19 protein-coding genes and 3 pseudogenes are annotated in these 22,979 nt (G+C 63.7%); 9 read left to right on the top strand and 13 right to left on the bottom strand.

Annotated elements, in window-relative coordinates; genetic code table 11:
* Nucleotides 1–768: pseudogene (fliI, locus tag Q7T45_RS12155) on the bottom strand (flagellum-specific ATP synthase FliI); the annotation flags it as partial.
* Between the two features lie 365 nt (nucleotides 769–1,133).
* Here fliI and ctrA point away from each other — a divergent pair.
* Nucleotides 1,134–1,835: a response regulator transcription factor CtrA gene (gene ctrA / locus Q7T45_RS12150; RefSeq protein ID WP_007600544.1), complete on the top strand. Its 702-nt coding sequence runs from the start codon at nucleotides 1,134–1,136 to the stop codon at nucleotides 1,833–1,835.
* 266 nt (nucleotides 1,836–2,101) lie between these two features.
* Here the strand turns inward: ctrA and Q7T45_RS12145 are convergent, their stop codons facing one another.
* From Q7T45_RS12145 to Q7T45_RS12125, 5 genes and pseudogenes are all read right to left on the bottom strand, one after another.
* Entirely contained in the window at nucleotides 2,102–2,506 is a 405-nt protein-coding gene (locus tag Q7T45_RS12145; protein ID WP_304870989.1) for a host attachment protein, read from the bottom strand.
* Between the two features lie 159 nt (nucleotides 2,507–2,665).
* Nucleotides 2,666–5,482, bottom strand: coding sequence for a di-heme-cytochrome C peroxidase (locus Q7T45_RS12140; RefSeq protein WP_304870987.1), 2,817 nt, complete (start codon nucleotides 5,480–5,482; stop codon nucleotides 2,666–2,668).
* A gap of 293 nt (nucleotides 5,483–5,775) precedes the next feature.
* Complete coding sequence (locus tag Q7T45_RS12135) at nucleotides 5,776–7,572, bottom strand: adenylate/guanylate cyclase domain-containing protein (RefSeq protein WP_304870985.1); 1,797 nt, start codon at nucleotides 7,570–7,572, stop codon at nucleotides 5,776–5,778.
* A gap of 137 nt (nucleotides 7,573–7,709) precedes the next feature.
* A pseudogene (locus Q7T45_RS12130) lies at nucleotides 7,710–8,022 on the bottom strand (ABC transporter ATP-binding protein); the annotation flags it as partial.
* Between the two features lie 10 nt (nucleotides 8,023–8,032).
* A complete protein-coding gene (locus tag Q7T45_RS12125; RefSeq protein ID WP_304870983.1) occupies nucleotides 8,033–8,893 on the bottom strand; it encodes a LysR substrate-binding domain-containing protein in 861 nt (286 codons plus the stop codon).
* A 131-nt stretch (nucleotides 8,894–9,024) separates the two neighbouring features.
* Here Q7T45_RS12125 and Q7T45_RS12120 point away from each other — a divergent pair, with 131 nt between their 5' ends.
* Genes Q7T45_RS12120 through Q7T45_RS12105 form a run of 4 tightly spaced genes read left to right on the top strand, consistent with a single transcriptional unit; the run spans nucleotide 9,025 to nucleotide 12,083 of the window.
* Complete coding sequence (locus Q7T45_RS12120; RefSeq protein WP_304870981.1) at nucleotides 9,025–9,990, top strand: sodium-dependent bicarbonate transport family permease; 966 nt, start codon at nucleotides 9,025–9,027, stop codon at nucleotides 9,988–9,990.
* Nucleotides 9,991–10,008: 18 nt separating this feature from the next.
* Entirely contained in the window at nucleotides 10,009–10,323 is a 315-nt protein-coding gene (locus tag Q7T45_RS12115) for a transcriptional regulator (protein ID WP_304870979.1), read from the top strand.
* 8 nt (nucleotides 10,324–10,331) lie between these two features.
* Nucleotides 10,332–11,192, top strand: a complete 861-nt coding sequence (locus tag Q7T45_RS12110; RefSeq protein ID WP_304870978.1) for a DUF6671 family protein — start codon at nucleotides 10,332–10,334, stop codon at nucleotides 11,190–11,192.
* 27 nt (nucleotides 11,193–11,219) lie between these two features.
* A complete protein-coding gene (locus Q7T45_RS12105) occupies nucleotides 11,220–12,083 on the top strand; it encodes a TIGR01459 family HAD-type hydrolase (RefSeq protein ID WP_304870976.1) in 864 nt (287 codons plus the stop codon).
* Nucleotides 12,084–12,100: 17 nt separating this feature from the next.
* Here the strand turns inward: Q7T45_RS12105 and Q7T45_RS12100 are convergent, their stop codons facing one another.
* A complete protein-coding gene (locus Q7T45_RS12100; RefSeq protein WP_304870974.1) occupies nucleotides 12,101–13,723 on the bottom strand; it encodes an ABC-F family ATP-binding cassette domain-containing protein in 1,623 nt (540 codons plus the stop codon).
* Nucleotides 13,724–13,960: 237 nt separating this feature from the next.
* Between Q7T45_RS12100 and Q7T45_RS12095 the strand changes: the two genes are divergently transcribed.
* The 3 genes from Q7T45_RS12095 (at nucleotide 13,961) to Q7T45_RS12085 (ending at nucleotide 15,171) form a co-directional block, all read left to right on the top strand.
* Nucleotides 13,961–14,365, top strand: coding sequence for a DUF350 domain-containing protein (locus Q7T45_RS12095; RefSeq protein WP_304870972.1), 405 nt, complete (start codon nucleotides 13,961–13,963; stop codon nucleotides 14,363–14,365).
* A 1-nt stretch (nucleotide 14,366) separates the two neighbouring features.
* Nucleotides 14,367–14,765, top strand: a complete 399-nt coding sequence (locus Q7T45_RS12090; protein ID WP_304870971.1) for a hypothetical protein — start codon at nucleotides 14,367–14,369, stop codon at nucleotides 14,763–14,765.
* Nucleotides 14,766–14,913: 148 nt separating this feature from the next.
* Nucleotides 14,914–15,171 (top strand): hypothetical protein, encoded by a 258-nt coding sequence (locus Q7T45_RS12085; RefSeq protein WP_304870969.1) that lies wholly within the window; start codon nucleotides 14,914–14,916, stop codon nucleotides 15,169–15,171.
* 18 nt (nucleotides 15,172–15,189) lie between these two features.
* Here Q7T45_RS12085 and Q7T45_RS12080 read toward each other — a convergent pair whose 3' ends face one another.
* The gene (locus Q7T45_RS12080; RefSeq protein WP_304870967.1) at nucleotides 15,190–15,534 is read right to left on the bottom strand and encodes a hypothetical protein; all 345 of its coding nucleotides are present in this window, start codon (nucleotides 15,532–15,534) and stop codon (nucleotides 15,190–15,192) included.
* A gap of 26 nt (nucleotides 15,535–15,560) precedes the next feature.
* The gene (locus Q7T45_RS12075; RefSeq protein ID WP_304870966.1) at nucleotides 15,561–18,596 is read right to left on the bottom strand and encodes a hypothetical protein; all 3,036 of its coding nucleotides are present in this window, start codon (nucleotides 18,594–18,596) and stop codon (nucleotides 15,561–15,563) included.
* Between the two features lie 479 nt (nucleotides 18,597–19,075).
* Between Q7T45_RS12075 and Q7T45_RS12070 the strand changes: the two genes are divergently transcribed.
* On the top strand, nucleotides 19,076–20,233 hold the full coding sequence (locus Q7T45_RS12070) for a glutathionylspermidine synthase family protein (protein ID WP_304870964.1): 1,158 nt from the start codon (nucleotides 19,076–19,078) through the stop codon (nucleotides 20,231–20,233).
* Between the two features lie 14 nt (nucleotides 20,234–20,247).
* Here Q7T45_RS12070 and Q7T45_RS12065 read toward each other — a convergent pair whose 3' ends face one another.
* The 4 genes and pseudogenes from Q7T45_RS12065 to Q7T45_RS12050 all read right to left on the bottom strand — a co-directional run.
* A complete protein-coding gene (locus Q7T45_RS12065; protein WP_304870962.1) occupies nucleotides 20,248–21,120 on the bottom strand; it encodes a protein-glutamate O-methyltransferase CheR in 873 nt (290 codons plus the stop codon).
* Nucleotides 21,117–22,307: a chemotaxis response regulator protein-glutamate methylesterase gene (locus tag Q7T45_RS12060; protein WP_304870960.1), complete on the bottom strand. Its 1,191-nt coding sequence runs from the start codon at nucleotides 22,305–22,307 to the stop codon at nucleotides 21,117–21,119. The genes Q7T45_RS12065 and Q7T45_RS12060 overlap by 4 nt, the downstream gene beginning before the upstream one ends.
* A gap of 82 nt (nucleotides 22,308–22,389) precedes the next feature.
* Nucleotides 22,390–22,755: a PleD family two-component system response regulator gene (locus Q7T45_RS12055; RefSeq protein WP_304743873.1), complete on the bottom strand. Its 366-nt coding sequence runs from the start codon at nucleotides 22,753–22,755 to the stop codon at nucleotides 22,390–22,392.
* Nucleotides 22,756–22,820: 65 nt separating this feature from the next.
* Nucleotides 22,821–22,979: pseudogene (locus Q7T45_RS12050) on the bottom strand (chemotaxis protein CheW); the annotation flags it as partial.

Genomic DNA, 22,979 nt, shown 5'->3' with positions numbered 1-22,979 from the left:
CACCGAATCCATCAGGCACAGCACGTCCTTGTCTTCGTCGCGGAAGTATTCAGAGATCGCCAGGGTCAGATAGGCCGCCTGCCGCCGCATCAGAGCGGGCTCGTCGGAGGTCGCCACCACCACCACCGAGCGCGCCAGGCCGGCGTCGCCGAGGTCGTCCTGCAGGAACTCCTGCACCTCGCGGCCGCGCTCGCCGACCAGGCCGATCACGGTGATGTCGGCATCGACATTGCGCGCCAGCATCGACAGCAGCACCGACTTGCCGACGCCGGAGCCGGCGAAGATGCCCATGCGCTGGCCGCGGCAGCAGGTCAGGAAGGTATTGAGCGAGCGCACCCCGAGATCGAGCGGCGTGCCGACGCGCTTGCGCGAATGGGCCGGCGGCGGCGAGTTGCGATAGGGCATCGGCGACGGCCCCTGCGGCAAAGGTCCCTTGCCATCGATCGGCTCGCCCATCGCGTTGATGACGCGGCCGAGCCACGCCACCGACGGCCGCACCTGGCTGGCGGCATTGGCGATGACGGCGCGGCAGCCGCGCCGCACGCCTTCGAGGCCGGCGAACGGCATCACGACGGCATTGTTGCCGGAAAAACCGATCACCTCGGCGGGGATCAGGCGATTGCCGCCGGTCTCGATCACGATGCGGGCGCCGACCGACATGGCATGGATGGGACCGGCGATCTCGACCATCAGGCCGCGAACGCCGACCACCCGGCCATATATATTGACGCCGTCGATGTCGCCGATCTGTTCGGCGAGCGCCTTCATTGCGAAAACCTTAAGTTTCCGCGCATTTTGGCCGCGCCCTTAACTTCGTGTTTACCCGCATCGTTAATCATTGCGTCACTGTCTTTGGTGACTGAGAGCGCTTGCCCATCAGAAGAAGGGTGAGTCGCAGGAGTCGGTTAGGCCCGTCTCTTAATGTGGAACTTGAACGGGAGTGGTTGCGAAAATCTACTTGGCCACAATATCTTAGGGCGATTCGACAAAAATTGCACGGATAGAGCTTGCGGACCGGAATCAGATTTTGTTAACCATATGTCGTCAGGATCCGAATCAGTTGTTCAAAGGCGTTTTGAGTGCCGCAAGTGCGGCCGACCTGACGCCCGGAGCGGCGACTATAGGGGACTGGCATGCGCGTTTTGCTGATAGAAGATGATAGCGCCGTTGCGCAGTCGATCGAGCTGATGCTCAAATCCGAGAGCTTCAACGTCTATACGACGGATCTCGGGGAGGAAGGCGTCGATCTCGGCAAACTATACGACTACGACATCATCCTTCTCGACCTCAACCTGCCCGACATGTCCGGTTACGACGTGCTCAAGCAGCTTCGGGTCTCGAAGATCAAAACCCCCATTCTGATCCTCTCCGGCCTCGCCGGCATCGAGGACAAGGTCAAGGGTCTCGGCGTCGGCGCCGACGACTACATGACCAAGCCCTTCCACAAGGACGAACTGGTTGCCCGCATCCATGCGATCGTGCGCCGTTCCAAGGGCCACGCCCAGTCGGTGATCCAGACCGGCGATCTCGTGGTCAATCTCGACACCAAGACGGTGGAAGTCGGCGGCCAGCGCGTGCATCTGACCGGCAAGGAATACCAGATGCTGGAGCTGCTCTCGCTCCGCAAGGGCACCACCCTCACCAAGGAAATGTTCCTCAACCATCTCTATGGCGGCATGGACGAGCCTGAACTGAAGATCATCGACGTCTTCATCTGCAAGCTGCGCAAGAAGCTCGCCAACGCCTCCGAAGGCCGCAACTTCATCGAGACCGTCTGGGGCCGCGGCTACGTGCTGCGCGAGCCGCATGAGGTCGAAGAGCGCATCCCCGCCTGATCACCGAGTTCTACCGAGAGCCCGCCGGGCTTTCTCCTCCCAGACTGGACCCCGCCGCGAATGGCGGGGTTTTTGTTTTTTCTCCCCTCCACCCGCGAAGCGGTGGGGAGGGGTCGGGGGGTCTATCGGCTTGGACCGCTGTATCGGCAAACGCCGCGCTACCCCCCACCCCCGCCCCCTCCCCTCCACGCGCAAGGGCGCGTGGAGGGAGGGGAGAAGAGCATCGCAACGCAATGCGCCTCGAAGGGATCAAAGTGGAAAATGGTCTATGCGGCGGCGATCGCCTTTTCGATGTCGTGCACGGTGTGACCGGTGAGATCCTTCGAGATTTCGCCGCGAAGCACGTCAGACAGCTTCTTGTGATAGCTCTTGCGAAGCTCGCCGAGGGTGCGCGGGGCGGCGATGATGACGAGATCCGAAATCTCGCCGTCGAGCACCCGCTTGTTGAGCATATCGGCGATTCCACCGGCAAAACCGTCTTCCGCGGACTGGCTGTCATCGGGATTGGCGGAACTGCTCTGATGGCTTGCGCCCGAGCCCTTGTTGACGCTGTCGATTTCCGGCTCAGACATCGCCGTCAGCGCGGGATGGGCTTCATCGCCGGTATTGCGGAAGAGATTGAGCTTCTCGCCGTCCGCGACAGCCACGGTCGTTCCCTTGGGTAACAGCATGAATTCTCCAAAAGTGTGAGGGGGTCCTCAAACCAATGGATCAGTCGATGCTAAGTTCCGTGGCTGGGTGCCGCGCTGACGGCGTCCTGATCGCCCGATGATGGTCGGCCACCCATCATGAATGGGGGCCGCGCGCACCGCGGCGGCGGCCCCCTTTCCTCACAGCGTCTTCAGGTACTCGATCAGGTCGTAGCGCTCGTCGTCGGTCAACGTGCGGCCGATCACGCCGTTCTTGTAGGTCTTCATGTCCTGTCCCTTGTCGGCCTCCAGCGAATGCCCCATCACGCTGTTGCCGTTGATCGGCTTGCCGCTGCTGTCGGCCTCCTGGAACATGGTCTCGCCGGTCTTGCAGGAACTGTCGCCGCCGGCGGGGACCCGGAAGCCGACATCCTGCGGATCGAAATCCCGCGCGCCGAGGCAGAACTGCTTCGGACGTTCGGCCGCGGGCTTCAGCATCCAGTACAGCGAGGGCACCGAGCCGTTGTGAATGTAGGGCGCCGTCGCCCAGACGCCGTTCAGCGGCCGCGCGCGATAGAGCGGCTTCTCCTTCGACGCGTCCGGGTTGGGACAGTTGCTGCGTTCGCCCCATAGTTCCTTGATCGCCGCATCGCTGAGTTTGTTGTCCTTGATCCATTTCTGGGCGACCTTGTCGACGAGGATCATCAGCGCGACCGAGAACGGCATGTTGGTCGAGGAGTAGGTCGCCAGATTCTTGTTCTTGCACTTCCAGCGCTCGTCGAGATCGCGCACCGGCTGCAGGTCGAGGAACCCGGGAACACTAACCTCCCGGGTCTGCAGCACGTTGGCCTGCGCGGGGTCCGTTCCCATATGCGCGACCTGCTTCTGGACTTCATTCAACACCCAGCTTCCGTTCGGATCCTGGGTCCAGCGCTTGTCGGACCAGAAACTCTTGTCCTTGAATTCGGCGTCGAACTGGGGATCGCTGACCGGTCCGAGGTGACACTCGGCGCAGATAGCGGCGTAAAGCGCGCGGCCCTTGGCGACGCGCTCGGGCTTGATTTTCCATGCGTCATCGCTGGGAAACAAATGCGACGGCCATTTCGGCGAGGTCAGGCCGCTGAACTCCTTCGGATTTCGGCCGAACGGATCCGGACCGCGCAACATCGCTTCGATGCGCACCAGGTTTTCCAGTGCAACGGACGAACTGAAGAGCTTCTCCTGCGGATAGTCCGGCGACAGATTGACCAGCGCGAAAACGCCGAGCGCCTCGCCGGCGTTGCGAATCAGCGGCTGTTCGATCGAAGCGTCATACTGCGCCCACCAGAACCATGGCACGGTCCAGACCGGCGGGTAGCTGACCGGGGCATCGTTGGCGTGCCAGTTTTTTTCGAACCCGGAAAGGCCGTTGGCCACGAGATCGGTATAGAAAATCTGATTGCCGATCCGGTTCAATGCGTCGAGCCGGCCGTATCCCTCGGCGGTGTCTTTCAGACCCGTCGCCTTCTCCGTCTTCGCGGCAATGTCGATCTGGCCCTTCAGGAAATCGGCGACACGCTTGAGACCCTGCTTGAGCTTGTCGCGCTCTTCCTTGCCGGCCTCGGCGCCGAGCACGCGCGTGGCGAAGCGGTCGAACCGGCCCGGCACGTACAGGGTATACAAGACGGACAGGCCGGTCGCGCTTTCGAGCTTGCGCAGCTCCAGCATGGCCGCGCCGCCGTCGAAGCGCAGGCTGACGTCCTGGTAGCGGATGCTGCCGGTATGACAGGCCGCGCAGGTCAGCCCGATCCTGTCGGGGGAGGGCTGACCTGTGCCGGGATTGACGACGGGGGTCATACGCGCGAACCCGACCGGCAGGCCGTCGAAATTCTCGACCGGCGTCGGCCGCAGGCCGGCCACGGTCTCCGGCGCCGGCATGGTCTTGGCACCGGTGTTCACATAACCGAAGCGGCGAAGGGTCTCGGCGTCCGCCCTAACCGTCTTCGGACTCGGAATGAAACCGAACCGCTCGAGATAACGCGGATCCGCCAGCATTCCGGGGCGGGTGAACAAATGAAGGCCCGACTGCTCCAGCGCCATGAACCAGGCGTAGGGCACCGGGAATGTCGCAGTGCCCTGGCTCGCATGGTGAAACCAGTGGCGGTCCTCGGTCGACCAGTTCTGGTCGAGCCAGTGCGCGGATTTCACCGGCGCGAGCTTCGGCAGCGATGGTGGCAGCAATTGCGCCAGCGGCGGAATCAGCTTGCCGACCTGATTGGGGAATTCGGCGATCGCCACGATCGCCGCGCCCAGCAACAGGGCGATGCCGAAAACGGCCTTGGCAAGCTTGCCAAACACGACCGCCGCCCTTGAAGGCTTGCGCTGCGCCGCCAGCCGCGCGTTGATGCGGTCAGGCAGCCGCCGGTCGACGAACAGCGTCCTGACCTCGGCCACGCTGAGGTAGCGCTTGTCGCCCTCGCCCTTGCCCATGATATCCAGCAGGACCGGCCATTCGCCGTTCATCAGCAGCCGGTCGAACCAGCGCCTGTGGCCCTTGGCGCGCTCGAAATTCGCGTCCATGTAGGTCTTGATCTGGCTACCGGTCAGCCCGCGCTCGGTCCCGCCGCACGGATCCGGCCAGTCGCTGCCGAAATCGGCGAGGCGCGCGATTTCGCTCTCATGCACCTCGGCGGTGGCGTCCAGGATGCGCGAGCCGACGCCATGCTTGTCCAGCGGACCGTTGCGCAGCGCGTCGAGCTGTGCGCCGGACCACCAGCTCTTCAGCAGGCGCACGGGATTGAGGCCATTGGCGATCAGGGCGACCGGGTAGGTCTTCAGGCCGACCAGTTTTTTCTGCAGGCCGGTCTTGCCGCTGGCGGCCTCGACGGTCTTGCAAATCCTGGGAATCGGCACGACGTCGCCACCGACGAACCCTTCCGACACCACCGCGCGCAGGAAGGGACACGGGTTATTGGGCGAAACCGCGGGTCCGGGCGCCGGCGCGCCGCTCGCAACTTTATCAATGCTGTCGTCTGCCATGGGGCTCAATCCTGAAAAAACCGAAATCCTGAAAAGTACCGACTGTTAAAATATCAAACTGACTCGCCGCATTTTGAAAAGGCGAACTTATCGGCGGAGCGCTACCTTAGGCTGCAGGGGAGTTTTGGCGGAATTCGAACCTCTGTCAACCGGAGACAACTGAGGACTTGGGCAAGCGGCTGCCGGCGGCGGGCATTGGGCGGTTTTTCGGACCGTCCCAGCCGGATCGCGGCAATCGAACCCATGCGCGCCCCGCTGAACGCGGGTCCGCGCCTGCAGCGCCAAAACCGGCTTTACGAATTCGTCGTCATCCTTGAGCCGGACCCGACGAGGGTCAGGTTGCGCAAGGGAACGCCGGCCTTCAGAAGTCCTTCGCGATAATGGGCGGTGTCGGCCGCGGCCTTCCAGCGGAAATTCCTCAAATGCCGCTCGACATTCAGGCCGGGAAAGCTGGTCAGCAGGACTTCGACCGCCTTGACCGCTTCCTCGGTCCGGCCCAGTTGCGCAAGCGCCGCCGCGCGCACGCAGAGCACCTGGAGGTGATTGGGATTCAAGTACAGGGCCTCGCGCGCCCAGGACAGCGACGCATCATACTGCCGGAGCAGATAGTGGCTGAACGCATTGAACACAGGCCATTGGTATCGGGGGTCGCTGTTGCCCTGCTGCACCGCCGCTGAGAACAGTTCGATGGCCTGGCGGTGTTCGCCGATCATCATATGACATATTCCAAGCACGCCACGCGCGCCCATGTCGTAGGCGTTTAATCCAACCGCCTTTCGTGCGGCATCCATCGCCGCGTCGTGATTGCCTTCCATCGCATTCAAATAGGACAGGATTGAAAATGCGAATGACGAACGGGGATCAAGCCGGACACTGCTTTCCGCGAGATCCAGCGCCTCCCGCCACAATTCGCTGGTACTCCTGATCCATCCGAAGTGCACGCCCTGCGTCAGGATGGTGGCGAGATAGGCGCGCGCGATCGACAGCGCCGGATCCAGCGCGATGGCCTCCCGGAACAAACCGATCGAGGTTTCGTAGTCCGCCTTGGTCGGCTTGTAATAGTGCGAAAGCCCGCGCAGGAACCGGTCCCACGCGGTCAGGTCCGTCGACGACCGCGCCGGCGCGGAAGCTTCGGCGCGATAGATCTCGGTAGCCAATGCCGCGCACAAATTGGTGGTGATTTCATCCTGCATCGCGAACAGGTCGCCGATGTCCCTGTCGTACCGGCCGGCCCATAATTGCTCGCCGTTCTCGGGAGCTATGAGTTCGGCGGTGACGCGAATCTTGGTTCCGGCACGCCGCACCGATCCCTGGATCAGGTAGGTGGCGTCGATTTCGCGCGCGATCAGGCGCGTGCTCAGGTTCTTGCCCTTGAAGGTGAACGTCGAGTTCCGGCTCAGCACCCGATAGAACGATTGCAGCGACAGCGCGTGAATCAGGTCTTCGGTCAGCCCGTCGGAGAAATACTCGTCGGAGCCGTCGCTGAGATTGGCAAACGGCAGCACGCCCACGATCGCGGTTCGGTGCTGGGCCGGCAGGTTCGATGCGCTCCTGGCCTCCCGGCCCGGGCTGTCGGAGCTGACAGGTTCCCAGGTCCAGACATGGACCGGCTCGGCGATGTTCTTGAAGCGGTGAATGCCTGCGTCGGCCAGCGGAGTACTGAGGTGCTTGCTGGCCTCATGATAGGCCTTGGCGGAGACGGCCACGCCGCCGGGGGCGGCAATCGCCTCGAGGCGGACGGCGATGTTCACCCCGTCCCCGAACACCTCGTCCTCGTCGGCCATCACGTCGCCCATGTGGACGCCGAGACGGAATTGCATGACCCGATCCGCGGGCAGCTGGCCGTTTCGTTCCGCCATCAGCGCCTGCATCCCGATCGCCGACTCGATCGCGCCCACGACACTGGGAAATTCCAGCAGGAAACCGTCACCGGTGTTCTTCACCAGCCGGCCGCCATGATTGAGGATGACCGGATAGACCGCGCTTCGGTGCGCCTTGAACGCGGCGTGGGTACCGGCCTCGTCGGTGCCCATCATCCGCGAGTAACCTGCGACGTCGGCGCAGACGATTGCAGACAGGCGTCTTTCCATCTCTCGTGCCCCTGAACCCGCAGCCTTTAAGGGACGTGGTCTGCCGACCGAATCCAACCACTATAAACCACCAGTTGCCGCCGGACGCCAGATCGCATGTGCATGACGGTTAGAACAGTGTTGCCGCTTTGCGCGTAGCTCCTCAACGTCGACGTCTCCTGGCCGGTGCGCCCACATACCGGGTGTAGCCGCCGCGTACTGGTGAATTCCGTCCGGTGTCAGTTCCAGATCCCGGTTGGACAATGCAGCCAGAAAATGCCCGCCTTATGACACCAATCGCGCGGTGCCCTCGAATTCGGACAACGGGTCGCTCCGCATCTCCCTGGTCGCCATGTCCAGAGGGCTGGTGACCCAGCGCTCGCCACCCAATCGGCCCCTGGCGTGCCGGGCGAAGCAGTCCATCTTTACGCTGCCGCCGGCGGCGACCGTGCCATCATCGGGTTCCGTGGCTATTCGGATCTCATCCCAGACATTTTATGACATGCTCCATCAGGCGGCGCGCGGGAACCGGCAGCCGCTCCCGATGCAGCAACGCAATTTCGGTGTCCTTCAGGTCCGGCAGCGGTCGGCCATCGATGACGTGCAGGCCGGCCGGAACCATGTCTTTCGGCAGTACAGTTACCCCGAGGCCGGCCTTGACGGCCGCGAGCGATCCCGCGAGCGAGCCACAGGTGTAGGCAATTCGCCAGGCACGATGAGCTTTGTCCAGCGCCTCGGTCGCTCGCTTCCGATAGACACACGGCGTCGGTGAAACCACCAGGGGCAGCGGGCCTTTGACCGACCAGAAATCGCGATCGGCGGTGACCCAGACAAGAGGCTCGCGCCACACCCTGATGCCGCCCGGCTCCGACGCGGCCCGCTCCCGCTTGATCAGCGCCAGATCGAAGGAGCCTTTGCGAAAGCGTTCGAGCAGATTCAGGGTGAGATCGCAGGTGACCTCGAGCGCCACCGCCGGATAGGCTTGCGTAAAGCGCGCCAGCACCTCCGGCAAATGCCGGGTCGCGAAGTCCTCGGGCGTGCCGAGCCGCACGATGCCGTGCATGTTGGGCTCGTTGACCCGGGACACCACTTCATCGTTGAGGTCGAGCAGCCGTCGGGCGTAGCCGAGAAAGGTTTCGCCCTCGGACGTCAGCCTGACCGAGCGCGGGGTTCGTTCGATCAGCTTCTGGCCCAGCGCGCTTTCGAGCCGCTGTACCTGCAGCGAGATGGTCGACTGCTGACGCCGCATCGTCTCGGCGGCGCGGGTGAAATTGCCGGTGCCGGCAATGGTCACGAACGTTCTGACGAGGTCGAGGTCGAGATTGGTCAGCACCTTGGGCATGCCGCTCTTTCATCATTGATATTTTTAATCATAGAACTAGCCATTATCAATTTCCGAGAAGCTGGGAAAGCCCGTAGGACCGATCAATTCGTTGGCCGCGTCCGGGAAGACGCACGGAACCGGTGGACCTGATGCTGAGCCTGGCCCTGCAAAACCTGCTGTCGCCGATGGTGCTTTTCTTCGTTCTCGGGCTGCTGGCCGCGTGGGCAAGGTCGGACCTCACGATCCCCGAGTCGATTGCCAAGTTTCTCGCGCTCTATCTGCTGCTTTCGATCGGCTTTCGCGGCGGCGCCGAGGTCAGCCACCACGGCCTGACGGCACCGCTGCTGACGGCCGTCGCGGCAGGGGTGGCGCTCTCGTTTGGCACTCCGTTCGTCGCTTACGCCATCCTGCGGGCCGCGACCAGGCTGGGATCAGTGGACGCGGCGGCGATCGCCGGCCATTACGGCTCCATCTCGGCGGTAACCTTCGTCGCCGTGACCGGAATGCTGGGCCAATTGTCCGTGCCCTATGACGGCTATCTCGTTGCCGTCGCGGCCGCGATGGAAACGCCGGCCATTTTCGCAGCGCTGCTGATCGCCAATCGCGGTGAAACCGCGCACCGCGGCCGAAGCGAATTTTTCCGCGAGGTCGCCTTCAACGGCTCGATCTTTATCCTGCTCGGGTCCTTCGCGATCGGCGCGATCACGGGCGAGCGCGGACTGGCGCTGCTGAAGCCGTTCATCCTCGATCCCTTCGCCGGTTTCCTCTGCCTTTTTCTGCTCGACATGGGCCTGGTGGCCGGGCGCGGCCTCAAACAGGGCTGGCGGCATCTGACGCTCGCGGTGACGTCCTTTGCAGTGATCATGCCGCTGATCAGCGCAAGCCTTGCCGCCGTTGCCGCCGCGCTGATCGGCATGTCCGCGGGAAATGCGGCGGTCCTGATCACGCTGGCGGCATCGGCGTCGTATATCGCGGCTCCGGCGGCGATGCGGCTCGCGCTGCCGGCCGCCAATCCCGCGCTCGCCCTGACGCTGTCGCTTGGGGTGACCTTTCCGTTCAATCTGCTGGTCGGCATCCCCCTCTACATCGCGATCGCCAGCCGGATCGCTCATTGATCGAGGGCCAATCATCCGATGACAAAATACCATTTGAAGAAACGCATCGATATCGTGGTGGAGGCGCCGCTGACGCGGACCCTTGCGAACCAGCTCGATGCGGCGAACGTGCCGGGTTATTCCGTGCTGCCCATTCTGGAGGGCCGCGGCATGATCAACGCATGGACCTCGGAGGGACAGGTCAGCAACAGTGCCAACATGGTTGCGATGTTCTGCGTCGTCGATCCAGCGCAGGTCGACGCGGTAATCGAGGCCGTGCTCGGGGTCATCCGCGACCGGATCGGCTTCGTGACGATCGCCGATGTGCTTGTCGTGCGGCCGGAACGCTTCTGAGGGCGATCATGGCAAGCACTGGTCCCTATCACAATGAAACCATCGCCATCGCCACCATGCATGCCAAGGAGCGTGCGATCGCCAAACCGTTCAGGCAGCGGCTCGGCGCCGTCATCACCGTTCCGTCCAGAATAGATACCGACACATTCGGAACCTTCACCGGCGAGGTCTCCCGTCAGGGGTCGATGCTTGATGCCGCGCGGGCCAAGGCGCAGGCCGCCATCGAAGCAACCGGATTGCCTTTCGGTATCGGCAGCGAAGGAAGTTTCGGCCCGCATCCCTCCTTGCCGTTCGTCGCCGCTGGCCGGGAATTGCTGCTGTTCTCGGATAGAAGGCACGGCTTCGAGATTCACGAGACGATGGTGACCCACCGGACCAACTATCAAAGCCGCGAATGCCGTCCGGGCGACGACCTTCGGGATTTTCTCGCCGGCGTCGGCTTTCCGTCCCATGCCGTTGCTGTAGCCCCGGCCGGAGTCACCGGCAGCCGGGAACTCGCCAAAGGAATAAGTAGTGCGGCCGAACTTGCCAAGGCCATTCAACATGCCTCCGGCATGTCGCGTGGCGGGCTGGCGCTGGTCGTGGCCGACATGCGCGCTCACGTGAACCCGACCAGAATGGCTGCGATACGGGCACTGTCGGTTCGCCTGGCCGATCGGCTTGCGACGCGCTGTCCCGGATGTGGAGTTCCCGGATTTGGCGCAACGTCAATCATCGGCGGCCTGCCCTGCGCATGGTGCGGCGAACCCACGCAGCTTGCCGCGCTGGAGTTGAAACGCTGTTCAAGATGCGGATTCGAGCAACAGATAAAAATGGAGCGGTCGCCGCAGACCGCCGATCCCGGGCAGTGCGAACATTGCAACCCCTGAACTCGGACCTCTGGAGGATGACTTCAAATGGGTGACTATCGGTCGATTGACGGTCTGGGCGCGATAACCGAATCTTTCGATCTCTTCCTGATCGATCAGTTCGGAGTGCTGCATGACGGCGTCAAACCTTATGACGGCGCCATCGAATGCCTGAAGAATTTGAAGGCGAAGGGAAAGAGCGTGGTGCTGCTGTCGAATTCCGGCAAGCGCGCGACCGCAAATATTTCGAGGCTGCTGGAGTTCGGTTTCCCGGGCGCGTCGTTTGACCATGTCGTGACCTCAGGCGAAGTGGCGTGGCAGGGCATCCTCGATCGGACCTTCGGTCCTCCCTTCGTGCCGGGAAGCAGGGTGTTTCTGGTCGGTCACGACGACCATGATTATCGCCTCGACGAGATCGGGCTGGTGCCGGTCGAGGATTCCGCCGCCGCGGACTTCATCCTGATTGCCGCGAGCCGGGCGCCGAGGTTTTCGCTCGCACAATACCGGGACTCACTCGCCGCGGCGGCGGTTTGCAACGTTCCGGCCCTATGCTGCAATCCGGACCGGATGATGCTGACGGCCGCCGGCCTACAACCGAGCGCGGGCGAGATCGCTTCGCTCTATCGCGAACTCGGCGGAAAAGTGACCTTTGTGGGCAAACCGTATCCGGCGATCTATGCCGCGGCGAGAAAGCGCTATCCTCGGAGCAAGACTGCGCGAACGCTGGCGATCGGCGACAGCATCGAACATGACATCCGCGGCGGACAAAACGCAGGCCTGCCCACGGCGCTGGTGCTCACCGGCTTGTCCGCTCAATTGAGCGATGATCAATTGCACAAGGAAGCGGCAAGGCACGGTGCGATCGCCGACTTCGTGTTGCCCGGCTTGCTCTGGGAATCCCGGGCTCGCTGACCATTCGCCCTTCCGCCTCAGCTCCGCAGGCCCGGCGCCTCCTGGCCGGTACGCGCCACGTACTCCGTGTAGCCGCCGCCGTATTGGTGAATTCCCTCCGGCGTCAGTTCCAGCACCCGGTTCGACAAGGCGGCCAGGAAGTGACGGTCATGTGACACGAACAGCATGGTGCCCTCGAACTCGGACAACGCGTTGATCAGCATCTCCTTGGTCGCCATGTCCAGATGGTTGGTGGGCTCGTCCAGCACCAGGAAGTTCGGCGGGTCGAACAGCATCTGCGCCATCACCAGCCGCGCCTTCTCGCCGCCCGACAGCACCCGGCATTTCTTCTCGACGTCGTCGCCGGAGAAGCCGAAGCAGCCGGCCAGCGCACGCAAGGAGCCCTGCCCGGCCTGCGGAAACGAATCTTCCAGCCACTCGAACACCGTGCGCTCGCCATCCAGCAGGTCCATGGCGTGCTGGGCGAAGTAGCCCATCTTGACGCTGCCGCCGACGGCGACCGTGCCGTCATCGGGCTCCGTGGAACCCGCCACCAGCTTGAGCAGCGTCGACTTGCCGGCGCCGTTGATCCCCATCACGCACCAGCGCTCCCGGCGGCGCACCTGGAAATCCAGCCCGTCATAGATGTTGCGGCTGCCATAGCCCTTCTGCACCTTTTTCAGGCTGACCACGTCTTCGCCCGAGCGCGGCGCCGGCAGGAAATCGAACGCCACCGTCTGGCGACGCCGCGGCGGCTCGACCCGCTCGATCTTCTCCAGCTTCTTGACCCGGCTCTGCACCTGCGCCGCGTGCGAGGCGCGCGCCTTGAAGCGTTCGATGAAATTGATTTCCTTGGCGAGCATCGCCTGCTGCCGCTCGAACTGGGCCTGCTGCTGCTTTTCGCTCAGCGCGCGCTGCTGCTCGTAGAATTCATAGTCGCCGGAATAGCTCGTCAGCGAACCGCCATCGATCTCGACGATCTTGTTGACGATGCGGTTCATGAACTCGCGGTCATGCGAGGTCATCAGCAGCAAGCCGTCATAACCGCGCAGAAAATTCTCCAGCCAGATCAGGCTCTCGAGGTCCAGATGGTTGCTCGGCTCGTCCAGCAGCATGGCGTCGGGACGCATCAGAAGAATACGCGCCAGCGCCACGCGCATCTTCCAGCCGCCCGACAGCGCGCCGACGTCGCCCTCCATCATTTCCTGGCTGAAGCTTAAGCCTGCGAGCACTTCGCGCGCGCGCCCCTCCAGCGCATAGCCGTCCAGTTCCTCGAACCGGCCCTGCACCTCGCCGTAGCGCTCGATGATCTCTTCCATCTCGTCGGCGCGGTCGGGATCGCCCATCGCGGTCTCGAGCTCCTTCAACTCGGCCGCGACGCTGCTGACGGGGCCGGCGCCGTCCATCACCTCGGCCACGGCGCTGCGGCCGGCCATTTCGCCGACATCCTGGCTGAAATAACCGATGGTGACGCCGCGATCGACCGCGACCTGGCCTTCGTCGGGGCTCTCCTGACCGGTGATCATCCGGAACAGCGTGGTCTTGCCGGACCCGTTGGGACCGACGAGGCCGACCTTCTCGCCCCTCTGGAGCGCCGCGGAGGCCTCGATGAACAGGATCTGGTGGCCATTCTGCTTGGAAATGTTGTCGAGGCGGATCATTTTTACCTGGGGAATGGGGGAATTGTTGCGCTGCTCTTAGGCCATGGGGGGCGGCCAAGGAAGGGGGTTTTGGGCTAGCCAGCTGCCCGTTCTCCGGCCCGCGAAAAGGGGGCTCAGCGGCTGCCAGCCTGGATCGCCCAAATGAGCGGGTTCTTGTTTGGGGATTGAACGGCGGCCCCGCGTGCGGCGACCAACCAACCGTGCAACCCTGCGATCGGACGAACAAGGGCGCCCTGGATGATTCTGCAATCACTCGCCGGTTTGCCGGCGTTTCTGGTATATTTCTGCACTGGCCTGGTCGCCGTGGTCGCCTTCCTCTTCGTCTATACCCGCGTCACCCATCACGATGAATTCCAGCTGATCCGCGACAACGTGCCGTCGGCCGCGATTGCGCTGGGCCTCAGCCTGCTCGGTTTCGTGCTGCCGGTGGTCAGTGCCATCGCGCACTCCGCCAATGTGGTGGATTGCCTGATCTGGAGCTCGATCGCGCTGATCGTTCAGATCTCGGTCTATTTCATCGTCAGGATTCCAGTGCCGAACCTGTCGGCGCGAATCGCCGGCGGCGAACTCGCGCCCGCGATCTGGCTCGGGCTGGCCTCGCTCGCGGCCGGCGCGCTCAACGCCGCGTCGATGATTTACTGAGATGGCCGATAAACCCACCAGCGAATTCGGGACGCGCAAGCCGGTTGCGATCCGGCCGGCTCAGCCGGTCAAGCGCGGCCAGGTAGCGCTGCTGCTGATGGGCACGCTGGCGGTCGGCGGCGGCGCCTATGCGATGATGCCGAGCGAGAATTGCGAACCGAACCGGCCGGGAATGGCAGCACCCTCGGGGCAACAGAGCAACAGCGAATGCCGGCCGCGCGGATCGTCGAGCGGCGGTCACAGTTCTTCATCGTCGCGCAGCAGTTATTACAGCGGCGGTTCCTCATCGAACCATGCGTCATCAGGCACGCCGTCCGATTCCAGTTCGGGCCATGTCACGCGTGGCGGCTTCGGCGGCGTCGCGCATGCCTTCACCTCGCATTTTTCCGGCGGCGGCTGATCGCGACGATATTTCGTACCGCACGATGCGGTGAGACGATCTGCCTGCACGCGTCGGTGCGATGTGCCGCTGCCGATTGAGGCACATCAAATTCAGATCATGCCGGCGATGTATGTTCGACTTCGGGGTTGGCTCAAGGAGAACGGCCATGCGACGCGCGACACTTGCTTTGACGCTGTCAGTCTTCACGCTGTTGCCATCTGCCGTTCCGGCATTGGCCGCATCCTGCCCGTTTCCGATGGTCCGGGAATGCCAGCCGCCGCCGAAGGATCGTCCGCAAGCGGTCCCGATGCCCTGCCGCTGCGTGAACCAGCCCGGCAGTCCGACGTGGGGCGGCAAGGCGGAGATTCACAAGAAGAACGTACCGACGGTGAAGCCCAACAAGCAACCTCGGCCGAACAACTGAGCGGCGCGACGCGAGAATTTAGTTCAATTTCTTGCTGCCCGTCACCGGCCGCGGCGGTTCCGGTTGCGGGTTCAGCCAGGTTCCGCCCTTGTCGACCTTGGCGGGGCCCATCGGCGGGTCGGGCTGCGGATTGAGCCAGGTCTTTCCTGATCCTCGCACCTTCGTCTTCTTCACATTCTTCGGCTTGGTCGTCACCACCGCTTCGGCCAGCCTGACTGGTTGCGCCGCGAACCGGGCCGAGTAGCCGGCCGATCCCGTCGAGGTGCTCGCGCTGGCGACATCCATTGTCGCAGCGAGAACAAAGCCTGCCATCGCGAAAGCCGATCGCTTGGCGATAGTCGCCAGTGTGAATTTTTCTAGCATCGTGGATCCTCCTGACAGAACTGACATCACCGATCCAGCTGCCGCCGGATGGGCGGCGGGACTGGACGAGGCCGAATAACGGGCTTCGGCGTAAAGCGCTTCGGTGGGCCGAACCGCTTCGGCGGCGGCGGCCGAACCACGATCCGTGGCGGCGGCGGTGGCGGGACAAACTCCCGGCCGCCTCGTTTGCCGCGCGGAAGGATGACCGGCGCCGGGACAATGGTGGTGCCGGGCACGAATGTCGCGCCGCCCGCCGGCACGCATTTGCGCTTGTCGGCGTCAGGTTTCTGTCCGGCCGGACAGCATTGCCCGCCGGCCGTCGCCTGGGCCGCGAGGCAGCACGAGCCGTTCGGCAGTTTCACGTAGCCGGTGAAGCAGGCGTCCGGCTGCTTGATCGGCGCTGCGTTCGTGACGCATTTCCCGTCGACAGGGAATTGCCCTTGCGGACAGCTGCAAGCAGCGCCCGCTACCGCGCTCGCAGGCGGGCAACACTGACCGGTGAGCGGATCGGCGGTCGTTCCGGGCGGGCAGCCGACCACTGAACCACACGTATTGTCGCTCTGCGGCTTGGTCCCGGGTGGGCAGCAGGTGCCGTTCGGCGTCGCCTGTTCGATCTTGCACTCAACTTTGAGCGGGCTGCAGCTCCCATCCGGTTGCGGCGTCGTGCCGACCGGGCAGCATTTGCCAGTGGAGGACAATTTCCCGGGTGGCGGGCAAGGCGTCAGATACCCCTGCTTGCAGCTACCATCCGGCTGCGGCGTCGTGCCGACCGGGCAGCAGATGCCCTTCGATGACAACTGCTCCGGCGGACATGGCTTCTTCATCGGATAGCAACTGCCGTCGGGCTGCGGCTTGGACCCCGGTTCGCAGCAAATCCCTTTCGACGACAACTGTTCGGGCGGACAGAATGGCAGCTTTGGCTTGTCGCATTTGCCGTCAGGACCGGGCAGCGTGCCGTCAGGGCAGCACTGATTCGCCGCGAATCCCCATTGACCGCTGGGACATAAACTCTGGCAGCTGCCGTCGAGGCCGATCTGCTTCAAGCCGTTGCTGTTCTTGTTGCAGTCGATCAAGGCAGGCGTCGGCTTGCAGCCGATGGCGCTGTTCGGGTCGGGCTCAAATCCGGACGGGCAGACCGGCCACTTGTAAGTGGGACAATGCCAGCCGTTGGCGTCCTGGACCGGCTTCGAACCATCCAGGCACGTCCATGTCGACGGATCGGGCCCCATCGGCTTGCTCGGGTCGAAGCCTGACAGACAAGCCTCGATGTGGGCCGGATCAACCGATCCATCCGGACAAGGCGACTGGCACTGGCCGTTCGGTCCGAGGAACGTCATCATCGGGCAGCACTGGAAGCCGGGCTGCTGCGTCGTGCCGGGCGGACAGGCGCACTGATTGCCTGAACCGGGCGGGCAATCGAGCATCGGCGGCTTCTTGCCGTGCAGGCGATACCAGAAAAATCCCGGCATCAGTTCGGCGCGCGGCCGGTACCAGCCCGGCAGATTGAATCCGGTCTGGCCGCAGATGCGCAGAATGGCGATGTCGCCGATACGACCGCGCGCTGCGGGATCCCCGAACTGGTCGTCGTAATCCGCAAAGTAACTTCGCAGCGGCGGCACATTGGCCGGCACGACGGCGGTGATCTCGTTGCCCTGCAGGCCGTTCACTTCGGCCGGGCCGCCCTGGGCAAGCATCGCCGCGAGGGCGGGATCAATCGCGCTGCGCAATTGTTCGCCGGTCGACCAAAGGAACTGGCCGCAGGCGGCGCGATCGATGCGACCCTGTTCGTCGTAACCGAAACCGACGGCAACGCCGCCGTTGCCGTTGCGCATCTGCCGCGCGAAACCGATCGCATATTCATCCGATTGCGGCTGCCATTGCGGCCCGGCTGTGCCCGGAGCCACCGGCAGATAGCGCAGCACGCGGCCGGTCGCCTCGACGGTCAGGGCCATGAAGTCGGCGGCGCCGCTGGGAGCCGCGCGCTCGGCGAGCAGCATGCGGCCCTGATCGTCGAAGGTGATTCTGGAGATTTCGCTCGGCCCCGGTCCGGGTGCGACGCTGAGTTCGAGGCGCGGATCGGCGCCGAACTCCGGCGCGATCGCCACCGACCAGATCTGCAAGTCCCTGGCGACGGCATAATAGAGACGGCCATTGCGCACGCCGAGGCCGAAGATCAATCGCGGCGAGGCGGCATAGCCCCAGGTGAGGGGATCGCCGGTGCGGAATTTCGGGTTGGAAATGTCGAGACGGCCGGCGGGATCGTAGGGAACAGGTGGCAGGCCCGCCGCACCGCGCCCCTGGACCCCGTGATCGTAACGGCCGCGTTCCTTGCCGGCGGAATCAAGAGCGTGGATCATTCCGGTCGCGCGGTCGGCGACGAACAACATGTTCGAAGCGGAATCAAAAGCGAGGCCGCCGAGCGCGGGACCGGGATTGGAAGCGCCGTCGAGCGCGACATTGGCGAACAGGCTGACCGCGCCGGTTGTCCCGTCAATCCGCCAGATCGAACCGGGACCACCGCCGAGCTGTGACGGTCCAAACAGTCCTGCCATGAAGGCAGCGTTCGGCGCGCCTTGCTTGACGCGGACGGGTTGGCCGCCGCCAGCGGGGACGACGATCGGCAACCCATAGACCGAGGTCGCGGCGACAAACACATTCGGCTGGGGGGCGCCATCCAGGGCAACGCCGAACACCTGGCCGACCTGACCGGCGGTCACGGTGAAAGGCTTTGGCGCCGCCAGCAATTGCGCCTGCGGCGGCGCGCCTGGCGCCTGCAGATCGAAGACGCGCGTGGCCGGCCCTTGCAGATCGATGAAAGTCCTGTCCGCGGGATCGACACCCGGCGCGATCGTGACCGGCGGTTGCGCGCCGGAGAAGCCGGTCACCACCGCATTGCCGTTGGCGACGATGTCGGCTGGCGGCGATGCCTGCGCAAAAGCGGCACCGTGATAGTCGCCACAACACAGCACCGCGAAGACAGCTGCGATTGCCGCAGACGCTATGTGGCGTTTGATCGAGTGATTGCGTTGCCGCACCGCCGAGGAGATCGCATTCGCGCGCATCGATAAATTCTCCGGGAGGCAACTGAGGATTTAGTTTGATCCTCATGCGGGAAGATTGAATTGATCAAGATCAACCAGCGCAACGATACAAATTGCGTCAAAAGCGCGACGCTTTGATGTTCGATGACGGCCGGCAGCGGGACAACGAGTTCGCGCAACCATCCGCAAAGCGCTCGAGCGGCTCACGAATCGTCGGCGCCGGAGAAACCTGGCGCCGCCACATTGCCGCTCGGAAACGATCTGAGGCCGAGGCAAACGGCCGTTGCTGGTTCACTGGCATTGAGACGAAGGCGCTCGCCAGACAACGATCCGATCGCAGCAGGATCCTGTGAAAGCGCCGGCTTTTGCTTGCCTCTTTGGCTTCAGATGATGGAGACTGACGGCAGTTCACGAACAGCTCAGGTCCGCCACATGAAACATCCGCGCCGTGTGCTCCCGACCATGATGGGTACTGCCGCCGCCGGCGCGGTTTAGCGTCCATGCAGCGCATCACCTGCCCCGAGCGCGACGACTGGCGGCTGACCGCCGAGCAGGCCGGGTTCGAGTTTCACACCATCGACGGCGAGCGTTACTGGGACGAGCGGGCTTATTATGCCTTCACGCTCGACGAGATCGAGCGCGAGATCGAAGGCCCCACCGGCGAAATCGACGCCATGTGCCTGGAACTGGTCAGGCGCGCGGTCGACGATGAACGCATGCTGCGCCGGCTGAAAATACCTGAGGCGTTCTGGCCGCTGATCTCGACAAGCTGGCACAATGACGAGGGCAGCCTTTATGGCCGGCTCGACCTCGCCTTCGACGGGCGCGGGCCCGCGAAACTGCTGGAATATAATGCGGATACGCCGACCTCGATCTTCGAGGCGGCGGTGTTTCAATGGACCTGGCTGGAACAGGCGATCGAGCGGCGCATCACGCCTGCGCGTGCCGACCAGTTCAATTCCATTCATGAGCGCCTGATCGAGGCGTGGAAAGCGCTTGGCAAGGGACGTCCTTTGCACCTCACCGGCCTGGTCGAAAATGTTGAGGATGCCGGCACGCTGGCCTATCTCCAGGACACCGCTGTTCAGGCTGGCCTCGCCACCACCCTGATCGATATCGCCGACATCGGATGGCACGACGACGGCAACTTCGTCGATCTCGACAATCGCGCGATTGCGCTCGCCTTCAAGCTCTATCCCTGGGAATGGATGTTTGACGATACGTTTGGCGCGCGGCTCGCCGGCACGTCGACGCGCTGGATCGAGCCGCCATGGAAAGCCATCCTGTCCAACAAGGGCATTCTTCCCCTGCTGTGGGAGATGTTTCCGCATCACCCGAACTTGCTGCCGGCCTATTTCGAGGACGATCCGGCCGCAGCTTCGCTCGGCGCTTCCTTCGTGCGCAAACCGCTGTATTCCCGCGAGGGGGCCAATGTCGCGCTGGTCAGTGGCGGCGTGACGCTGGCGCAGCAGCAAGGGCCGTATGGCGCCGAGGGCTTTGTCCGTCAGGCATTCGCGTCACTGCCGAATTTCTCGGATCAGTATCCGGTGCTCGGCAGCTGGCTGGTCGACCACATTTCGTGCGGACTGTCGATCCGCGAGGACGAGAATCCGATCACCGGCAACAGCTCGCGCTTCCTGCCGCACGCGATCATTTGACCCCGTTGAGCCAATCAGCGCGTCGCAGACGCAACCGCCCGGAGCGGCATCACGGAACCAGCACCGGCGCGCGGCGCGCGGGCCGTGTTCGGGCGGTAAAGCCCGCGGCGTTCCGGATAGGGCTTGAAGGCGTCGGATAATCCGACCACGGATTCGGCCGCCCCCAGCGCCAGCACGCCATCGGATTCGAGTAGTCTCGACAACCGCTCGAAGATGCCGACCTTGGTGTCCTGGTCGAAATAGATCAGGACGTTGCGGCAGAAGATCAGGTCGAACGTGCCGAGATGGGAGAAGTCCTGCAGCAGATTGAGCTGCCGGTGCTGCACCATGCCGCGGATATCGGCATCGAGTTGCCAGAGCTCGCCGATTTGCTTGAAGTGCTTGACCAGCATCTGAATAGGCAGGCCACGCTGCACCTCGAACTGGCTGTAGATTCCCGCCTTGGACTTCTCCAGCACGTCCTGCGACAGGTCGGTGGCAACGATCTCGACGCGCCATCCCGCCAGTGCTGCGACGTCCTTCACGCACATCGCGATCGAATACGGCTCCTGTCCGGTCGAGGACGCCGCGCACCAGATCCGCAAGGCGCGGCGGCTGGCGCGGGCCTGCACCAGCGCCGGCAATACCGCCTCTTTCAGATGATCGAACGGAATCTTGTCGCGGAAAAAGAATGTCTCGTTGGTGGTCATCGCCTCCACCACCTCGGATGTCAGCGGCTCGGTCCCGGCCTTCAGCTTCTGCACCAGTTCGCCGATGCCGGACAGCCCGACCCTTCGCGCCAGCGGGATCAATCTGCTCTCGACCAGATATTGCTTGTCGGAAGACAAATCGAGGCCGGATCGCTCTTTCAGAATCTTGCGCAGGAACTCGTAATCCTGGGGCGTCACGAGCGATCTCCCGAAAACACCCGAACCAGTTTCGGCGCGATCTGATTGAGCGGCAGGATGGCCGAGCAAATTCCCGCATTGGCGGCGGCGCCCGGCATTCCCCACACCACGCTCGTAGCCTCGTCCTGGGCGATCACGCTGCCACCGGCCGCGACAATCTCCTTGCCGCCGCGCATGCCGTCCGAACCCATGCCGGTGAGCACGACGGCCAGAATGCCGCCCTGCCAGATATCGATCGCGGAGGAGAACAAGGGATCGACGGCGGGCTTGCAGAAATTGACCGGCGGTCCATCGTCGAGGGCGATCGCGACATCCGTGCCGCGGCGCACGACCCGCATATGTCGGCCGCCCGGGGCGAGATAGATCGTGCCGGCCTTGACGATTTCTCCATCGACGGCCTCGTGGGCCGGCCGGTGGCTTGCGCGCGCCAGATGCTCCGCCAGAATTGTCGTGAAGGTGGGCGGCATGTGCTGGGTAATCAGCACCGGAAAGCGGTCGATCACCGCGCCGATCTCGGCGACCAGCGTCATCAACGCCTGCGGGCCGCCGGTCGATGAACCGATCAGGAGCGCGCGCGGCGTCTGGCTGCTGAACGGCCGGCGCGTCAGCGGCGGCTGCGCCACCGCGGCCTGCGGCGGCCGGGGCAACGGCTCACGTGATCGCTCCAGCGCCGGCGCCAGTGGCGGACTTGTCGGGGGATGGCCTGTCGCGGGCGAAGCTGGAGCAGTGCGGCGCACCTTGGCGCCGAGCGAGCGAATCTTCTGGATCAGGTCGTGGTGAAAGATGTCGGCGGCGGCGGCTTCCCGGGTGCTTTCCGGCTTCGGAATGTAGTCCGCCGCACCAAGCGACAGCGCCTTGAAGCTGATCTCCGCGTTACGGCGGGTCAGCGTCGAAGCCATGATGATGATCAGGTTGCGTTTCTTCGCCAGCAACTGGGGCAGCGCGGAAATGCCGTCGAGCTCCGGCATTTCGATATCGAGCACGGCGACGTCGGGATTGACGCGCTCGATCTGGTTGACGGCGTCAAGGCCGGTGCGCAGCGACGCCGCGACGACCATGTCCGGTTCGGCGGCGATCCAGCGCGAGATCAATCCCCTGATCACGACGGAATCGTCGACCACCATCACCCGCAGCGGCTCCTGGTGCGCCGAATTCGAAGTCGAGGAACTTGCCAACGCAATACTCATTCATCACCAGGTACAGCCGAACGCGGCACTATAGAAACACTAACGCCGAGGGCCGTTCAGCCGCCGGATCGGTACACGCAGATCAGATCAGGCCGACTTCCTGGAACTTGGCCGTCACGATATCCTTGTCGAACGGCTTCATGATGTATTCGTTGGCGCCGGCGTGAAGCGCGCGCGCGATGTGCGCAACGTCGTTTTCGGTGGTGCAGAACACCACCTTGGGCGCGTCGCCGCCGGGCATGCGGCGCAGATTGCCGAGGAACTCGTAGCCGTCCATGATCGGCATGTTCCAGTCGAGCAGGATGGCGTCGGGCAGGCTGCGCTTGCAGGCTTCGAGCGCCTTCTCGCCGTCCTCGGCTTCGATGATCTGGAAGTCCAGGCCTTCCAGGATACGCCTTGCGACTTTTCGAATGACGCTGGAGTCATCGACAACGAGACATGTCCGCATGTTGGCCTCTGCTTCTTCCCAATCCCCGAAGGGACGTTTCCAATGCCGCTTGGATTTGCCGGTCTTTATGCCGCCAGCATGTCGGGCACGATTTCGAGCACGCGGTCGACGTCGAGCACGACCATGAGCTGGCCGTCGAGGCGGTGCACGCCGCCGGCGAGCTTGGCCATGCGGGGGTCGAGGTTGACGGGGTTTTCCTCGCGGCCGTCGTCGGCGAGCTTGAG

The organism is Bradyrhizobium sp., from assembly GCF_030646015.1.
GTDB lineage: Bacteria > Pseudomonadota > Alphaproteobacteria > Rhizobiales > Xanthobacteraceae > Bradyrhizobium.
Note: the sequence above shows the minus strand (reverse complement) of the source record. Positions and strands in the feature narration are given on the sequence as shown.

What these genes read in the sequence shown, in the direction of transcription:
- Q7T45_RS12140 (WP_304870987.1), bottom strand. Translation starts at nt 5,482, where the DNA reads ATGGCAGACGACAGCATTGATAAAGTTGCGAGCGGCGCGCCGGCGCCC.
- Q7T45_RS12110 (WP_304870978.1), top strand. Translation starts at nt 10,332, where the DNA reads ATGGCAAGCACTGGTCCCTATCACAATGAAACCATCGCCATCGCCACC.
- Q7T45_RS12075 (WP_304870966.1), bottom strand. Translation starts at nt 18,596, where the DNA reads ATGCGCGCGAATGCGATCTCCTCGGCGGTGCGGCAACGCAATCACTCG.
- Q7T45_RS12135 (WP_304870985.1), bottom strand. Translation starts at nt 7,572, where the DNA reads ATGGAAAGACGCCTGTCTGCAATCGTCTGCGCCGACGTCGCAGGTTAC.
- Q7T45_RS12085 (WP_304870969.1), top strand. Translation starts at nt 14,914, where the DNA reads ATGCGACGCGCGACACTTGCTTTGACGCTGTCAGTCTTCACGCTGTTG.
- Q7T45_RS12060 (WP_304870960.1), bottom strand. Translation starts at nt 22,307, where the DNA reads ATGAGTATTGCGTTGGCAAGTTCCTCGACTTCGAATTCGGCGCACCAG.
- Q7T45_RS12080 (WP_304870967.1), bottom strand. Translation starts at nt 15,534, where the DNA reads ATGCTAGAAAAATTCACACTGGCGACTATCGCCAAGCGATCGGCTTTC.
- Q7T45_RS12095 (WP_304870972.1), top strand. Translation starts at nt 13,961, where the DNA reads ATGATTCTGCAATCACTCGCCGGTTTGCCGGCGTTTCTGGTATATTTC.
- Q7T45_RS12100 (WP_304870974.1), bottom strand. Translation starts at nt 13,723, where the DNA reads ATGATCCGCCTCGACAACATTTCCAAGCAGAATGGCCACCAGATCCTG.
- Q7T45_RS12105 (WP_304870976.1), top strand. Translation starts at nt 11,220, where the DNA reads ATGGGTGACTATCGGTCGATTGACGGTCTGGGCGCGATAACCGAATCT.
- ctrA (WP_007600544.1), top strand. Translation starts at nt 1,134, where the DNA reads ATGCGCGTTTTGCTGATAGAAGATGATAGCGCCGTTGCGCAGTCGATC.
- Q7T45_RS12090 (WP_304870971.1), top strand. Translation starts at nt 14,367, where the DNA reads ATGGCCGATAAACCCACCAGCGAATTCGGGACGCGCAAGCCGGTTGCG.
- Q7T45_RS12120 (WP_304870981.1), top strand. Translation starts at nt 9,025, where the DNA reads ATGCTGAGCCTGGCCCTGCAAAACCTGCTGTCGCCGATGGTGCTTTTC.
- Q7T45_RS12145 (WP_304870989.1), bottom strand. Translation starts at nt 2,506, where the DNA reads ATGCTGTTACCCAAGGGAACGACCGTGGCTGTCGCGGACGGCGAGAAG.
- Q7T45_RS12125 (WP_304870983.1), bottom strand. Translation starts at nt 8,893, where the DNA reads ATGCCCAAGGTGCTGACCAATCTCGACCTCGACCTCGTCAGAACGTTC.
- Q7T45_RS12070 (WP_304870964.1), top strand. Translation starts at nt 19,076, where the DNA reads ATGCAGCGCATCACCTGCCCCGAGCGCGACGACTGGCGGCTGACCGCC.
- Q7T45_RS12055 (WP_304743873.1), bottom strand. Translation starts at nt 22,755, where the DNA reads ATGCGGACATGTCTCGTTGTCGATGACTCCAGCGTCATTCGAAAAGTC.
- Q7T45_RS12115 (WP_304870979.1), top strand. Translation starts at nt 10,009, where the DNA reads ATGACAAAATACCATTTGAAGAAACGCATCGATATCGTGGTGGAGGCG.